The following is a 14,907-nucleotide window of genomic DNA, read 5'->3' as shown; positions in this document are numbered from 1 at the left end:
GTCGCCTATCACACCTTCGGCGGCTGGAAGCGCTCGGCCTTCGGCGACACCAACCAGCACGGCATGGAGGGGGTGAAATTCTGGACCAAGGTCAAGACCATCACCGCCCGCTGGCCGGATTCGGAGCTGGAACATGCGGATAGCTCGTTCGTGATCCCGACGATGGGGTGACACTGTCTCCTCCCGCGCCAAAGGCGTGGGGAGCAGTCCAGTCAGTTGGTGCTGTCAGGCGAACGATAAAAGGTCTCCGGTATTTGTGGCGTAAGCCACTGACGGGGATCATATTTCGTGAAGTCGATTTCGTTCAAGCGCCACCGGTTTCCGGCAGATGTGATCCGGCATGCCGTCTGGCTGTACTTTCGCTTCAGCCTCAGTTTTCGTGACGTCGAGGAGCTGCTGGCGCAACGGGGGATCGACGTCAGCTATGAGACGATCCGCTGCTGGACGATCAAGTTCGGACCGCTGATCGCGAGGCGGCTGAAGCGCCGTCGGCCAGCTCCATCGCCTCGCTGGCATCTCGATGAGATGGTCTGTTCGATCGGCGGAAAGCGGATGTATCTGTGGCGAGCGGTCGACGACGAAGGCGAGGTCCTCGACCTCGTGGTGCAGCGCCGGCGGGACACAAAGGCCGCGTTGAAGCTGCTCAGGCGGCTCCTTCACAACCAGCCTGTCGAGCCCGAGATGATCACGACCGACGGCCTTGCGTCATACGGCGCGGCTCTTGATCAGCTCGACCTGAGGCATCTGCATCGACCGGGCCGGCTTCGGGAGAACAATCGGGCGGAGAACTCCCACCTGCCGATCCGACGACGAGAACGACAGCAGCAGCGGTTCAAATCCCAAGCCTCAGCCCAGAGATTTCTTACCACCCACGCAGCGATCTACAACACCTTCAACATCCAGCGCCATTTGATCAGCAGACCCACACTTCGGCGTTTCCGCGCCGATGCGGCGACCGCTTGGGCGGCAGCGGTTGCCTGATTTCGGCAGGGTAGGGCGCTTCTCAGCCCGGCGCGGTTATCCTGACAGCGCCCACTTCGCGAACGAGCCACGCAAATAAGGGACGTTCATCGGGGCGATACCGGACCTGCCAACGGTGATCACATTCCGCGTCCGGGCCAGGCTTGGTGATCTAAGACGAGGTCGCTCACAATCCGTAGTCAGAACCACGCGACGACGCGCCTGTAAGGCGGCCCAACCTGCGGATGGCAGAACACCAGCCCCTTCAGAAACCGACGTTCGTTTTCTTCGTTCCCTGCGCTCTCAATTCCTCGGCGCCGGATAGACTTTGTGTGGTTCGCCTACTTCTTGAGCAGCATCGGGTGATACCTCAGGAGCCGGGCGACCCTCCAGTCCCGCCTTCGCCATCCAACGATGATTGCGCGAGCCGTACAGGCCGCCGGACACTGCGGCGATGCCGCTGAGAAGCATCGTCAGGAAGCCCCAAAGAGCGAGCGTCGCGGTGCTGTCAGCCGTGCTCTCCGCTTCGACGCGCTCTGAGGGAGAAGCGATCAAAGTTCCCTCAACTACTCGCGAGCCAGGCGCCAAGGCGTCGCCGATGACCGTCTCACCCGCAGTCGTCCTGGTCGCCTCGCCGCCTGCGATGCCGGCGGTGTTTACGGCGGCAGAACCCGACGCAATCAGGATCGCAAGCAGGAAAGCAACGGCCCAGACGCTGAGTCCGTGGAGCGCGCCCTTATGATGATCCGCGTAATTGGCTGCGCGGCTCGCCACAGCTCCACCCACAAACAACGCCATGCAGTTTGCGACCACGGCCCACATCCCGGCTGCCGCCGCGAAGCTTTCGGCGTTGCCGCCGTCGAGATCGTACGGATTGAAGGCCCCCGCTCCGAGAGCGACGCCCAGTAGGTTCAGCATAGCTCCGACAGCTATGGCGACGACCGCCCCCGCGATGACGGCTGGCCACGAGACCAATACGTGAAGAGGGTGAGTGTGAAAGGATCGCTCGAGGTAGTCGGTCATGTTTTGCCCTTCCAAAGGCTGCGGGGCCTTTCCAAGCTCTTCTCGGGTCGAAGAGTTCCGGCACTGGCCACTGGGGTTCTGCTCACCGATCTGGGGCGGCGGCCGCGCCGGGCGTGACCGGAGCGAACTCAGCGGCTTGTGACTTGGGCGGCAGTGCGTCGGCCTGTTGCAAACCGTCGTCCTCTACCTCCGTGATAGATATAATGGACTCGCCGGCCTTCATCAGCGGCGCGGCAGCATCAGCGGCCTGCACATCCGTCGGGGAAGGAACCCGAACATCGCGGCGCTCGCCGTTCCGTTCGAGCGTGACCGTGTAGAACCGCATCGTCATTCGCCAGCCCCAAAGCCCTTGGGAGCACCCGCCTCGGATGCACCCTCCCCCCCGCTAGCTGGGCCTTCTGGCTTTTGCGCCTGCTGGCTCGTGCCGCTCTGATCGGGCCGTGTCGACCCGTGACTGCTGCCGTCCTGCTGGCTGCCATTGGAGGTCCCCGGGTTTGGATTTTTGTCGGTCATTTCGTTCTCCTTCCGGGAAGCGAACGGTGAAGCGTGTGAGCGGTTCCGGCGACGGAACGGTTCGGCGCCTACCACGGGCCAAGCCTTCGCCCTTGCGGCCCTCAAGAACAAAAATAGAACATTCACTTGCGCCATCCGCTGCCGCGGAGTCACAAGCGCCCCGGGGCGGCAACCTCGAGAAAGCGAATGAACGACCGATCCTTGGCGAGTTTGCTCGCCGAACTTGACGCGGAGCTGGCCCGCAAAAACGATCCCGGCTCCGCAGCAGACGAAATCCTGACCTGCGTGGAAGCCCGCGTCCCCGGCGCCGTGATGCGGTCCGCTGCTGGCATCCAGCTCCGGAGCCTCGGTTGCATGGTTGCCAGCGGTCGGTGAAGCCATGCCTGACTCGAACCGCCCCCGTGTCGCGCGGGAAGAAGCCGTGCCGGAGTTCGGCCATCGGCTGATCGTGCAGTGCGACCGGCCTGGCTGCGACCATGCCGTGTTGATGGATCCTCGCCCGCTGTTCGGCGCGCGACGCTATTGGCCGCCCGAGGGGTGCTCGTATCGCTTCCGATGCCAGTGCGGCCACCGGGTCGCGAGAGTAACCTACACCCGCCACTCGACTGGGCAGAGCGGGCCAATGTCGCCGGCAGCCATTGCCCTTTGGTATTGATGGGCCGCAAGAACCTCGACCGCTAAACTGAGGAGGACTGGCGCGCTGGGTCAGGGTCAGTCGAGCAAATCCTCGTCAATCGCTGGCCGGTCTATGCCGATTGCCCGGTGTGCGAACTGCGTATCCAGGCGGACCTGAAACGCATCGCCCGAGTGCGGGGACCACACTACAATCTCTGGGGCGTCGATGCGGCCTGCCGGCGAGTTGGCTGCATCGGGCGGGTCCAGTTCGTGATCGGCCCGCGCGACGCGGTCGGCGAGTTCGTCATGCCGGCCAAGGCAGTCCGTTGAAGTGCAAAAAGCCCCCCGGCGCGAGCCGAGGGGCAAGGTTGCACGGGTGAGGAGAAGCGGAGGGGCACCTGTTTCCAAGCCACCCCTCGCATCGGCCAGTTGCAACTCCAGAACCACTAATCAGCGTGTCAGGTTCCCGCGATGTGTAATCTTTACCGCTCGAAGTCCGGCTCCGGAGACATCTTGGCCATGACGCGCGCCATGCGAAGCGAGGTCGGTAATCTTGAGCCGCGCGACTGCTACCCCGACTACCCGGCGCGGCATTGTCAGGGTAAGTTCGGCAGGCTCTACTTGAGCCGAAATTTGCGTCTGCCGCGGCGAAAAAAGTGCATAATTTCAGTGTGTCGACACGGCCGAGTATAACGGCCCAAGTCGCTCAGATGGAGATAAATTCAACCGATGGCACCAATTGTGGCTTCAACCTGACAACACCGGCAGTGGAGTGGGGCCATCGTCAGTGCCCCGCGTGGGCCGGAGTAGTCGCGCTTGAAACCCCGCCGATCTCAGCCTTCATATGGCCGATCTCAGCCTCTTGGCTGCTGACGATTTGCTCGGCCAGCTGCCGAAGCTCAGGGTCGGTGCCGCTTTCCAGATACACCCGAGCCATGTCCACGCCGGATTGGTGGTGGGGAACCATAAGGGCAACGAAGTCTCGATTTAGGTCGCCGGTCACCTGTAGTTCGTTCATCTCGGCGTGCATGCGATCCATGGACTCCATCATGGCGGCAGATGCCCCCGCCTCTGGAGCGGCATTGGCTCCTTCGCGGCCATGGTAGTGCTCGTTGCCACGCCAGAAACCGCCCGGAGCCAAACCGCCTTGGGTGACTGTCTCCCGCGACTCGGGCCGCAGCAGTGCCGCAAACGGGCCTTCCAGCACGCGATAAATGACGTAGTGCTGGCCAGCGTAGGACAGCATAGTGATGGCCAAGGCGACAACGAGGCCGACCGGGACCAGCCACGTTGCGCGGTGATCACGGGGCGTCACCTCGAAAGCGTGATGACGCATTGGGTCTGCAATGGCTACCAGCAGACCGGCCAAGATGGTCGCGTGCCCGATCATGTCGATACGGCCAAATGGGTAGACTGCTGAGAACATCAACGCGAACAAGGCGACTGCGGAGAGCCGTCGCACGAGCGAGGTCCACAGAAGCCCGAAACCCAAGGTGAACTCAGCCACCCCGGCCATCGTCGTATATGGCTCAAAGGGTATTCCGAAGGCTAGGAAAGGCTTCTCTTCCAGCAGCGGCATGAACCACTGCGGATACATGAACTTCTCCATGCTGGACCACATGAGGGCCAGCGCAATGCCCCAGCGCAGCACCGCGAACCGGCGATCATGCCACTTCCCATCCTTCAGACCCGACAGGAACAAATAGCCCGCCAGCCCCAACCCAAGTGCGAGGTAGTCATAGAGGTGGAAGAGGTCATAGTTCGTGAGCGCGACGGCCCACAGGAGGACGATCATTACCGCCGCCACCGGTCGAGTTCGTCGCCAGATCAGCAGAATGCCGATCAACAGTTGTGCCCACGGCAGAAGCTCAGACTCTGTTTTTAGATCGGGCGTCAGGTAGGAACCGCCAACAGCAAATAGCGCGACGAAGAACGCGGCCATCACCGCGATCATGAAGGCGTCTGCATGGTCGCGCAGCAGCCGAGTTCCAGTGTCGAGAACGCGAGTAACGGCCTGGCCGGGTGCTCGGCGTTCGAGAACGGTCGCTGCTAGAAAGAATACCGTCACCAGCGCGATGGCAAACCAGAAGGCAGGAAGCGCGAGAGTGGTCGTGATCGGAGCTGGGTCTGCCGAGACCTCATATGCTTCAAACCATTTGACGTGCGCCCATGCCGCCGTTGCGATGGCCGACAGCCCGAGTGCAAGCACCGGTATGCGTGAGGCTTGGGCGGTCATCTGCATTTTGGAAAAACACCAAATGCCCTGCTTGCTCATATACCCATGCGAGGCGCGGGCAATATGAGCGGTCTGTGAGAGACGAGAACCCAGTTCCAGTCAACGAACGAACCACAAGGCGTGTCGCAACGGGCGATGAGACGGCCAATACTCCGAAGTTGGTGAGGTAGGGAAGCCAATGAAAGTGATCCGCCGCAAATCAGACCTCCGATATATGGCCAGTTTTGATGACCGACATTCCAAGATAATCGGTGACGGGGATCAATGGCTAACCGGCAGCCACGACTGTGCATCCGTTCTCACGTCCCATGATATCGGGGAAAACGGCCAAGCTGGACCGCTCGACAGCGAACGAATAAAGCTTGGAGAACGTAGTGCCTGATGGCCACGTCTTCGATGTGTCGGAGCGGACTTACCTTATGGTTGATCTTCCCCCGCAACAGTGGACGGGGTTAAGCCGCTCTGCGTTTGGCCTCGGCGGGGCTGATATAGCCCAGTGACGAGTGCAGGCGACGGGGATTGTAGAAGCCCTCGATGTATCCGAACAGATCCCGCCGCGCCTGGTCGCGGGTGGCGTAGATGCGGTGATGGACGCGTTCGGTTTTAAGGGTGTGGAAGAAGCTTTCCATCGGGGCTGTTGATCGGCGTTCAAGGCGGGACCCCACCCGATATGAGATAACATATTGAATAAGACCAATATCTCGGGGCGAGACGGGGGCCCGACAGACGGCAGTCAACATGCGCGCCAACGTATTGCTGTATAGCGAATTCAACCACCTAGGCCTCCTCTCGATGGGGTCCGATTTCGACGCCGATCCACACCTCCGGCTCGCGGTCCCGCACCCTGGGCATCGACTGGTCGAGCCCCTGCTCTGGATGTGGATGGTGGTGCGATTACCGTAGGGCCACGCACCGGTCAGGACGAAGCCCGCTGGGATGAGGCTGGACGGAGAAAGGGCTCTTGCCATGACGCTGATCCGGGCGTGAACCCCGCGCCAGTCAGCCAGCCAACTTCATCAAAGCTGAGTCAGAGTCCCTTTTAGACGCCGATTGACAGCATTGACAACGCTGCGGCGGTGATCACGCCTTGGACGCTCTTGGCTTACGGGCTGGCTTCACCGGATCCTTTGGCTTTCGACCTCCAACGCCCAAGCCCATCGACTTGGCCAGGGCCGACCGCTGAGCTGCGTAGTCGGGATGGACCATCGGGAAATCTTTCGGAAGGCCAAACCGATCCCGATAGGCCTCAGGGGTATATCCGGCGATCGACAGGTGACGTTTCAGCGATTTGAACTTCCGTCCGTCGATCAGAGAGGTGATGCCCTGAGGAGTGATGAGCTTCCGGATTGCGCCGGGCGTCAGACGCTCAGTCGTTTCGGCCTCGGGCTCTCTATTCGGGCCTTCCCCCAAGCGGCTCAAAGATCCGTGAACCGTCGCGACCAAGCCGGGAAGCTCATCAGGTGACACCCGATTGTTGGCGACGAAGTTGGCGATAATGCCGGTCGTCATCGCCAGGAGAGCGGAGGTGTCGTTATCAGCCATGGAAATCCCCAAAGAGGTTTGACCGACGTTACCCACCTCATGTCAGGGCAACAAGACGTTCACCATCGCAACCGACATCTCGCAGGCTGGAGTGCCCGGCATTCCATTGGCGAGATCTATTTCGAAGAATGCCGCCCAGGCGAAAGTCCGCTTTCCGCCCGGCAGCCGATGCCCGCTCTTTCCGCCCGTTGCGGTCATTTCCTTATTCCGTTGAGTGGCGACGATGGAGGGGAGCAGGGGCGACAGCGCACGTTCTTGAGGTTGCTGGCCGGGGCGCATGTGGATCAGGGGTTGTCGAATGCGGTGTTCCGAGGCACACACAAGCTGAGCTGTTGGTTGGCCCCAGTCAGCTGGCGGCCTCGGCGTGATGATCTCTGCTCCCAGCGATGCCGAGGCCGCCCTTTTCAGGGCAGTGACCTAAGGATCGAGCTCCCCGTTCTCTCCGCTTCCCCCCATCCCGGATTCGCTCTGACCGCTTCCGGAAATGGCGCTTAGGCGAAAAGCGGGGAGGGAAAGTCCGATCCTGACCTATGTCGTCCGTCTGCAGAGTCCGGCTGCTGCATCCATTTCAAAAAATGGGGGCGGCTCATGCGAGCCGCCCCCGTCAGTTCACCGCGTCATTCAGTCAGAACGGGCGGAAGTTGAGGCCAACGAAGAAGCGGCGGCCATAGGGATCGAAGTTGGAATACAGGGTCTGGGCCAGGGCCGGGTGCTGTCAGTCCAACGCTAAAACGTCTCCACCTATGACGGTCTAAGCCACTGTTGGAGATGATATTTCGTGAAGCCGATTTCGTTCAAGCGCCACCGGTTTCCGGCAGATGTCATCCGCCATGCCGTCTGGCTGTACTTTCGCTTTAGCCTCAGTTTTCGTGACGTCGAGGAGCTCCTCGCGCAACGCGGGATCGACGTCAGCTATGAGACGGTCCGGTGCTGGACGATCAAGTTCGGACCGCTGATCGCGAGGCGGCTCAAGCGCCGTCGGCCAACTCCATCGCCTCGCTGGCACCTGGATGAGATGGTCTGTTCGATTGGCGGAAAGCGGATGTATCTGTGGCGCGCGGTCGACGACGAAGGCGAGGTCCTCGACCTCGTGGTCCAGCGCCGGCGGGACACAGAGGCCGCGTTGAAGCTGCTCAGGCGGCTCCTTCACAACCAGCCGGTTGAGCCAGAGATGATCACGACCGACGGCCTGGCGTCATACGGCGCGGCTCTGGATCAGCTGGACCTGAGGCATCTGCATCGACCGGGCCGGCTTCGGGAGAACAATCGGGCGGAGAATTCCCACCTCCCGATCCGACGACGGGAGCGGCAGCAGCAGCGGTTCAAATCCCAAGGCTCAGCCCAGAGATTCCTCACCACCCACGCGGCGATTTACAACACCTTCAACGTCCAACGCCATTTGATCAGCAGACCCACACTTCGCCGCTTCCGCGCCGACGCTGATGCCGCATGGGCGGCTGCGGTTGCCTGAAGGGCGGCGGGGAAGGGGGCTTTCGGCTTGGCGAAGTTACCCTGACAACGCCGTCTACGCGACCTGGTTCCTGGTTCCCTCCTGGAGGCCGTGGCCGGTCTTGCTGACGCGGGACTGGATGCGCGACCAGAAGGTCTCGGCCGCCGCGCTCTGGCGACTGGCGGGGCGGAACAGGCGGACGTCGAGTGAGGCCGACCAGGCGATTTTTGTTGTCGCGTGGACCAAACGGCCGGCGGCGAAGTCGTCGGCGGCCAGCGCCTCAGGTAACCAACAGAGGCCCCTGCCGTCACGCGCCATCGACAGGAGGGTCGCCGCTAGGTGCGAAGTGAAGACCGTTTCTAGTGCAGGCACTCGGCGTTCGGAGAAGACGGTGGCGTGCAGGATGCGTCCAAGACCCGATTCCGGATTGTAGGCCAGGTAGGGTGTCTTGGGCGTGTCGTCGTCGAGGCTCCACAAGGGGCGGCCGTCGGCGTCGGGCGCGGAATAGGGCTGGAGCACATCCTGGCCAATGACGACCGAGCGGAACTGGGTTGGATTGAACCGACTGGGCGCCTCTGTACGGTGGTGGCAGAGCAGGAATTGGGCGTCGCCGCGAAGCATCAGGGTCTCACAGGCCTGCATGTTGTCGGAGATAAGCCGCAGGGGTCCCAGCGGGCCGTCGACTTCCAGATCGCGCATCCAGCCGGGGAAGAAGGTGAAGGACAGGGCGTGGGTCGCGGCGAACGACAGGGTGGCGGCGAGTTTGCGTTCGCTTTCGCGGACCTCCTGGGCGATCTGGCGGACGCGACGAACGATCTCCTCGGCGCCGGGGCGGAAGATCTGTCCGCCGGCGGTCAGCTCCACGCCCGTCGCGCCGCGATCGAACAGCTCGACCCCGAGCCAGGTTTCCAGCGCCCGGATGCGCCGGCTGAAGGCGGGTTGGGTGACGCCGCGCGCCTCGGCCGCACGCGAGAAATTCCCCAAGGCGGCCAGCGCTAGGAAGTCTTCCAGCCAGATCAGTTCCATGGATCAAACCCCGGTCGCAAAAGGTGTCGACCAGCCGACAGTCTGCACCCTTAGCGACCGGCTCGCGATGCCGAAACGGCATGGCGACGCGGGTAAACAGCATTGGCGGTGTTTCGCCCGACTACGCTAGCACAGGGCAACAATAAGGACCGTCTCCCGACTGTTTCGCGGGCTCGGCCATTCTCGGGGAAGAAACCAAGATGACTTCACAGCACACTCGCACCCTGTGGCTGGGCGGCGTTTCGGCGGCGGTTCTCGCGTTCGGCGTCGCGGGGTCGGCGATGGCCCAGACCGCTCCGGCCACCGCGCAGGACGACGCGACCCAGGTCGATGAGATCGTCGTCACCGGCTTCCGCTCCAGCCTCGTCCGTGCGCTGAGCGCCAAGCGCGAAGAGGCAGGCGCGATCGACAGCATCCTGGCCGAGGACATCGGCAAATTCCCCGACCTGAACCTGTCGGAATCAATCCAGCGCATCCCAGGCGTGGCCCTGGCCCGTGACGGCGGTGAAGGTCGTCAGATCTCCGTTCGTGGCCTTGGTCCGCAGTTCACGCGCGTGCGCATCAACGGCATGGAAGCCCTGACAAGCGCCAGCGGCTCGGACGCCGGCGGCGGCACGAATCGCGGTCGCGCCTTCGACTTCAACATCTTCGCCTCGGACCTGTTCAACTCGATCACCGTGCGCAAGACGGCCGAGGCGACGACCGAAGAAGGTTCGCTCGGCGCGACAGTCGATCTGCGCACCGCGCGGCCGTTTGACTACGGCGGCTTCACCTTCGTGGCCTCAAGCCAAGTCGGCTACAACGACCTGGCCAAATCGACCAATCCGCGTGGCGCCGCCATGATCGCGAACACCTGGGAAGGCGACTTCGGTCGCTTCGGCGCTCTGCTGTCGGTGGCCTACAATGAGCGCAGCCTGCTCGACGAAGGCGCGTCGACAGTGCGCTGGGCGACGGGTAACGCCTTCGCACCCGGCTTCGCGGCCCTTCCGAACGGCGCAGGTCTTCCGACGACAGTGAACCCCGCGCAAGCGGCCAACAATGCGGCCTTCCACCCACGCTTCCCGCGCTATGACATCTTCAAGCAGGAGCAGGAGCGCCTCGGCTCGACCCTGTCGCTGCAGTGGCAGCCGACCGACCGGACCTCGTTCGGCCTCGACGTCCTCTATGCCGACTTCTCCGGCAGCCGCGAGGAGCAGTATCTGGAAGCGCCGTCATTCAGCGTCGGCGGAGCCTGTACGGCGGCCAACGTGGCCACCTCCTGCGGCATTGCCCAGACCCAGGTGGTCTCGTCGGTCATCGACAGCAACAACACGATGATCGCGGGCACGTTCAATAACGTCGATCTGCGCGTCGAGAACCGCTTTGACGAACTGCAGACCGAGTTCACCCAGATCAACCTGACGGGCGAACACCAGTTCACAGACAACTTCTTCCTGTCGGGACTGATCGGCCATTCGAAGTCGGACTTCTCCAACCCCCTGCAGACGACGGTTCAGTTCGACCAATTCAACGTACAGAATTACTCGTACGACTACCGTGGCGGAAACCTGCCGACCATCAACTATGGTTCTGCGGCGCTGACGGATCCGAATGCCTGGGTGCTGACGCAGATCCGCATCCGGCCCCAGACCGCGGTCAATACCTACGACGCGGCGCAGCTGGACGGGCGCTACGAGAACCTCGGCATCTTCACCCTGACCGCCGGGATCAATTACAAGTCCTATTCCTTTGAAACGACGGAACTCCGTCGTTCGAACGGAACATCCACCAACCGGGAGCCCACCGTGCCGGCGGCGCTGGCCGCGATTTCTCGCAGCCAGTATTCGCAGATCGTGAATCTGGGTGGTGTGAACGTTCTTATCCCGAACACCTTTGTGGCTGCCTCGGTGCTCAGCCTTTACGACCAGGCAGCCTACGATGGCGCGTTCCGGCTCGGCAATGAGCCTTCGCTGGGCAACAATCGCGGCGTCGATGAAAAGGACTCCGGCGGCTACGTCCAGGCCGACTTTGACACCGAGGTCTTCGGCATCCCGTTCCGAGGCAACTTTGGCGTACGCTACGTCAAAACCGAGCAATCGTCCTCCGGCTACACCTACGTCAGCGGCCAGCCGGTCGCGATCACCGCGGATCGGTCCTACGAGGACACCCTGCCGTCGATGAACCTGGTGCTGGAGCCGCGCGAGAACCTGCTGGTGCGCTTCGGGGCCGCCAAGGTCATGGCTCGTCCCGACTTGGGCAGCCTGACCCCCGGCGCGACGATCAGCGTCTCCGGCGCGGGCCGCAGCGTAACCGCCGGCAACCCCAACCTTGATCCATTCCGGGCCAATGCCTACGACCTGGCCGTGGAATGGTATTTCGCGCCGTCCTCGCTCCTCTCGGTCGCCCTGTTCCGAAAGGACATCGACAGCCTGGTCCAGTCGCTGCAGACGAACACGACCTTCACCGGCAACTCCTTCGGCCTGCCGGACTCGGTCGCCGTCGCGGCCTGCGGCACGACCAACGGCTGCAGCCCTTCGGCCCAGTGGACGTTCACTGCACCGACCAACACCCCGGGCGGCACGCTGGACGGGTTCGAAATCAACTACCAGCAGCCGCTGCACTTCCTGCCGGGGCTGCTGTCCAATACCGGCCTGCTGCTGAACTACACTTCGGTCAGTTCCTCGATCGAGTATCTGAACGGCGCCGGTGCCGTGGTCGCCACGCGCGATCTGACCGGGTTGTCGCGGACGTCCTACAACGCCACCCTTTATTACGAGGACGACAGCTGGAGTGCGCGCGTCTCGGCCGCCTATCGCGACGACTACCTGACTCGCATCCCGGGGTCGGAAGCCGGCACTGACGCGGATGGGACCAAAGCAACACTGAACGTCGACGCCTCCATCCAGTACACGGTCAACGACAACTTCCGTGTCACCTTGGAAGGGGTCAATCTGACGGATGAATATCAGGATCAGTTCAACGACTCTGTGGCCGAGCGCAGCTCGTTCTATCACCACACGGGCCGCGAGATCACCCTCGGCCTGCGTTACACCTATTGATCCAACCAGCTCCATGAGACGATTTTCCTTCCGAAATCGTCCATTTGCGCGGGAGCCGTTTCGGCGGCTCCCGCGCTTTTTTCTTATCCTCGCCCTGACCGTTTCGGCGGTACCGTGCGTGGCCCAGATCGCCGTCTCCGCCCATGACGGAAAGCAGGTCCTGATCGACGGCGTGCAGACGGTCCCGGCCAACCCCGCGCCCGACGGAGTCATGGTGCTGGATCTGTCCGGCGACTTCCCGCGCGTGATCGGCATGGTCGCCTTGCCCACCAGCGTGATCGGCCCGCCGGCCAGCGTCGCCGTGGCGCCGGATGAAAGCTTCGCCCTCGTCACCGCATCGCGCCGCATCCCGGCGGAGGCTCCGACGACCATAGTTGCCGACAACCAGATCTCCGTCATCGACCTGACGTCCTCGCCGCCGCGCGTGACCGCGACCCTGCATGCCGGCGCCGGAGCTTCGGGCGTGTCGATCAATCCCGCCGGGACCCTGGCCCTCGTCGCCAACCGTTCGGAGGGAACGGTGTCGATCTTCACCATCGCCGACGGCGTACTGACCGATGCGGGCAAGGTCACGATCGGTCCTGCGACGACCTCGCCTGCGCATGTGATCTTCTTCGATCAGGGACGAAGGGCGCTGGTCTCGCGCGACGGCGATCACAGGATCTCGCTGCTGACTATCTCGGGCACCGAGGTGACGGTCGAGGCCCAGACCCTGGCTCCCGGATTGCGGCCTTACCAGATCGACTCGACCGGCCCCCGCACCTTCGCGGTCAGCGCCAACATCGGCGGGGGCGGGCGCGACACGGACACCCTGGCGCTGATCGATCTGCGCGAGGTCCAGCCGCGCGTCGTCGATGTGGTCGCAGCCGGGCTGACGCCGGAAGGGGTGAAGATGTCGCCGGACGGTCGATATGTCGCCGCCACCGTCAATGACGGGTCGAACGCGCCGCCGACCTCGCCGCGCTGGCATCGGCAGGGTCAGATCAAGGTGTGGCGAATCGAGGACGGCCGCCTGGTCCCGGTCGCCGAGGCGCTCGCCGGGGCCTGGGGGCAGGGGTTGGCCTGGTCTAGCGACGGACATACGTTGCTGGCCCAGAGCGCGGCCGACAACCGCATCGAAGTCTACCATTTTGATGGCTGGCGACTGACACGCGCCGGTGAGATTCCGACCCCCGCCGGACCGGCCGGAATCCGAACAGCGGAGCCCTGACGCCATGCAGACCGGGCATCGACATCTTCCGCAACAGCATTGGCGGCCTGACCGATCGCTGTCGTACCGCTTGGCCCATCTGGAGGCCCAATGCGCATCGTAGACATCCGCGAGCAGACCGTTTCGATCGCCTCGCCCATCGCCAACGCCTACATCGACTTTTCGAAGATGACCTGTTCGGTCGTCGCCGTGGTCACCGATGTGATCCGCGACGGACGCCCGGTCGTGGGCTACGGCTTCAACTCCAACGGCCGCTATGGCCAGGGCGCCCTGATGCGCGAGCGGTTCCTGCCGCGCCTGCTGGAAGCCAAGCCCGACAGTCTGATCGATCAGCAAAACGACAATCTCGACCCCTTCGCCATCTGGAAGACCCTTATGTCGAACGAGAAGCCGGGCGGGCACGGCGAGCGCTCCGTCGCCGTGGGGACGCTGGACATGGCGGTGTGGGACGCGGTCGCCAAGATCGCCGAACGCCCCCTGTATCGGCTGCTGGCCGATCGCTATCGCAGCGGCGTCGCCGACGAGAGGGTCTGGGTCTATGCGGCGGGCGGCTACTATTACCCGGGCAAGGACGACACCCGGCTCAAGGCCGAGATGCAGTCCTATGTCGATCGTGGCTATCGGGTCGTGAAGATGAAGATCGGAGGGGCCCCGCTGGCCGAAGACCTGCGTCGTATCGAGGCGGTTCTGGAGGTCGTCGGATCGGGCGACCGGCTGGCGGTGGACGCCAACGGTCGGTTCGATGTCGGGACGGCCATCGCCTATGCCGAGGCGCTGAAGCCCTACGGCCTGTTCTGGTACGAAGAGGCGGGCGACCCGCTGGACTATGCGCTGCAGGCCGAGTTGGCCAATCACTACGACCTGCCGATGGCGACCGGCGAGAACCTGTTCTCGCACCAGGACGCGCGTAACCTGCTGCTGTACGGCAGCATGCGGCCGGATCGAGATTTCCTGCAGTTCGACTGCGCCCTGTCCTATGGTCTGGTGGAGTATCTGCGGACGCTGGACGTGCTGGCCGAACAGGGCTGGTCGTCGCGGCGGATCGTTCCGCACGGGGGACACCAGATGTCGCTGAACATCGCTGCCGGCCTGCACCTTGGGGGCAATGAATCATATCCGGACGTGTTCCAGCCGTTCGGCGGGTTCGCCGACAACATCGCGGTCGAGGACGGCTACGTCGGCCTGCCCGACGTGCCCGGTGTCGGCTTCGAGGCCAAGTCGGCGCTCTATGCCGTGATGCGCGAATTGGGCGAGCCGGCGACGACGCGGCGTTCGGTCGCCTGAATGGTCCGCC

12 protein-coding genes and 2 pseudogenes are annotated in these 14,907 nt (G+C 63.2%); 8 read left to right on the top strand and 6 right to left on the bottom strand.

Annotated elements, in window-relative coordinates; all coding sequences use genetic code 11:
* Nucleotides 1-171: pseudogene (locus tag ACP7AZ_RS16885) on the top strand (CoA-acylating methylmalonate-semialdehyde dehydrogenase); the annotation flags it as partial.
* 117 nt (nt 172-288) lie between these two features.
* Nucleotides 289-981, top strand: coding sequence for an IS6 family transposase (locus ACP7AZ_RS16880; protein WP_426039820.1), 693 nt, complete (start codon nt 289-291; stop codon nt 979-981).
* A 282-nt stretch (nt 982-1,263) separates the two neighbouring features.
* Here the strand turns inward: ACP7AZ_RS16880 and ACP7AZ_RS16875 are convergent, their stop codons facing one another.
* Entirely contained in the window at nt 1,264-1,983 is a 720-nt protein-coding gene (locus ACP7AZ_RS16875; RefSeq protein ID WP_426039819.1) for a hypothetical protein, read from the bottom strand.
* 82 nt (nt 1,984-2,065) lie between these two features.
* Nucleotides 2,066-2,314, bottom strand: coding sequence for a hypothetical protein (locus ACP7AZ_RS16870; protein ID WP_426039818.1), 249 nt, complete (start codon nt 2,312-2,314; stop codon nt 2,066-2,068).
* Between the two features lie 368 nt (nt 2,315-2,682).
* Here ACP7AZ_RS16870 and ACP7AZ_RS16865 point away from each other — a divergent pair, with 368 nt between their 5' ends.
* On the top strand, nt 2,683-2,871 hold the full coding sequence (locus tag ACP7AZ_RS16865) for a hypothetical protein (RefSeq protein ID WP_426039817.1): 189 nt from the start codon (nt 2,683-2,685) through the stop codon (nt 2,869-2,871).
* A gap of 387 nt (nt 2,872-3,258) precedes the next feature.
* Nucleotides 3,259-3,441, top strand: coding sequence for a hypothetical protein (locus ACP7AZ_RS16860; RefSeq protein ID WP_426039816.1), 183 nt, complete (start codon nt 3,259-3,261; stop codon nt 3,439-3,441).
* Nucleotides 3,442-3,895: 454 nt separating this feature from the next.
* On the opposite strand, the gene ACP7AZ_RS16855 is transcribed toward ACP7AZ_RS16860, so the two are convergent.
* The 3 genes and pseudogenes from ACP7AZ_RS16855 to ACP7AZ_RS16845 form a co-directional block, all read right to left on the bottom strand.
* Entirely contained in the window at nt 3,896-5,386 is a 1,491-nt protein-coding gene (locus ACP7AZ_RS16855; protein ID WP_426039815.1) for a DUF305 domain-containing protein, read from the bottom strand.
* Nucleotides 5,387-5,799: 413 nt separating this feature from the next.
* Nucleotides 5,800-5,982 (bottom strand): annotated as a pseudogene (locus tag ACP7AZ_RS16850) (IS3 family transposase); the annotation flags it as partial.
* A 445-nt stretch (nt 5,983-6,427) separates the two neighbouring features.
* Nucleotides 6,428-6,889 carry a MucR family transcriptional regulator gene (locus ACP7AZ_RS16845; protein ID WP_426039814.1) on the bottom strand — a complete coding sequence of 154 codons (462 nt, stop codon included), beginning with the start codon at nt 6,887-6,889 and terminating at the stop codon, nt 6,428-6,430.
* Between the two features lie 778 nt (nt 6,890-7,667).
* On the opposite strand from ACP7AZ_RS16845, the gene ACP7AZ_RS16840 reads away from it, so the two are divergent.
* Nucleotides 7,668-8,360, top strand: coding sequence for an IS6 family transposase (locus ACP7AZ_RS16840; RefSeq protein WP_426039813.1), 693 nt, complete (start codon nt 7,668-7,670; stop codon nt 8,358-8,360).
* A 54-nt stretch (nt 8,361-8,414) separates the two neighbouring features.
* Here the strand turns inward: ACP7AZ_RS16840 and ACP7AZ_RS16835 are convergent, their stop codons facing one another.
* Nucleotides 8,415-9,365 carry a LysR family transcriptional regulator gene (locus ACP7AZ_RS16835; protein ID WP_426039812.1) on the bottom strand — a complete coding sequence of 317 codons (951 nt, stop codon included), beginning with the start codon at nt 9,363-9,365 and terminating at the stop codon, nt 8,415-8,417.
* Between the two features lie 200 nt (nt 9,366-9,565).
* On the opposite strand from ACP7AZ_RS16835, the gene ACP7AZ_RS16830 reads away from it, so the two are divergent.
* The 3 genes from ACP7AZ_RS16830 (at nt 9,566) to ACP7AZ_RS16820 (ending at nt 14,897) form a co-directional block, all read left to right on the top strand.
* Entirely contained in the window at nt 9,566-12,403 is a 2,838-nt protein-coding gene (locus ACP7AZ_RS16830) for a TonB-dependent receptor (protein WP_426039811.1), read from the top strand.
* Between the two features lie 118 nt (nt 12,404-12,521).
* The gene (locus ACP7AZ_RS16825; RefSeq protein WP_426039810.1) at nt 12,522-13,613 is read left to right on the top strand and encodes a YncE family protein; all 1,092 of its coding nucleotides are present in this window, start codon (nt 12,522-12,524) and stop codon (nt 13,611-13,613) included.
* Between the two features lie 90 nt (nt 13,614-13,703).
* Nucleotides 13,704-14,897, top strand: a complete 1,194-nt coding sequence (locus ACP7AZ_RS16820; RefSeq protein WP_426039809.1) for a mandelate racemase/muconate lactonizing enzyme family protein — start codon at nt 13,704-13,706, stop codon at nt 14,895-14,897.
* Nucleotides 14,898-14,907 lie beyond the last annotated feature (10 nt).

The sequence above is a fragment of the Brevundimonas sp. DC300-4 genome (genome assembly GCF_049897365.1).
In the GTDB taxonomy this organism is placed as follows: Bacteria; Pseudomonadota; Alphaproteobacteria; order Caulobacterales; family Caulobacteraceae; genus Brevundimonas.
The sequence above is the reverse complement of the archived record's forward strand: the minus strand, read 5'-3'. Positions and strand labels throughout refer to the sequence as shown.

What these genes read in the sequence shown, in the direction of transcription:
- ACP7AZ_RS16835 (WP_426039812.1), bottom strand. Translation starts at nt 9,365, where the DNA reads ATGGAACTGATCTGGCTGGAAGACTTCCTAGCGCTGGCCGCCTTGGGG.
- ACP7AZ_RS16870 (WP_426039818.1), bottom strand. Translation starts at nt 2,314, where the DNA reads ATGACGATGCGGTTCTACACGGTCACGCTCGAACGGAACGGCGAGCGC.
- ACP7AZ_RS16875 (WP_426039819.1), bottom strand. Translation starts at nt 1,983, where the DNA reads ATGACCGACTACCTCGAGCGATCCTTTCACACTCACCCTCTTCACGTA.
- ACP7AZ_RS16855 (WP_426039815.1), bottom strand. Translation starts at nt 5,386, where the DNA reads ATGAGCAAGCAGGGCATTTGGTGTTTTTCCAAAATGCAGATGACCGCC.
- ACP7AZ_RS16820 (WP_426039809.1), top strand. Translation starts at nt 13,704, where the DNA reads ATGCGCATCGTAGACATCCGCGAGCAGACCGTTTCGATCGCCTCGCCC.
- ACP7AZ_RS16845 (WP_426039814.1), bottom strand. Translation starts at nt 6,889, where the DNA reads ATGGCTGATAACGACACCTCCGCTCTCCTGGCGATGACGACCGGCATT.
- ACP7AZ_RS16865 (WP_426039817.1), top strand. Translation starts at nt 2,683, where the DNA reads ATGAACGACCGATCCTTGGCGAGTTTGCTCGCCGAACTTGACGCGGAG.
- ACP7AZ_RS16830 (WP_426039811.1), top strand. Translation starts at nt 9,566, where the DNA reads ATGACTTCACAGCACACTCGCACCCTGTGGCTGGGCGGCGTTTCGGCG.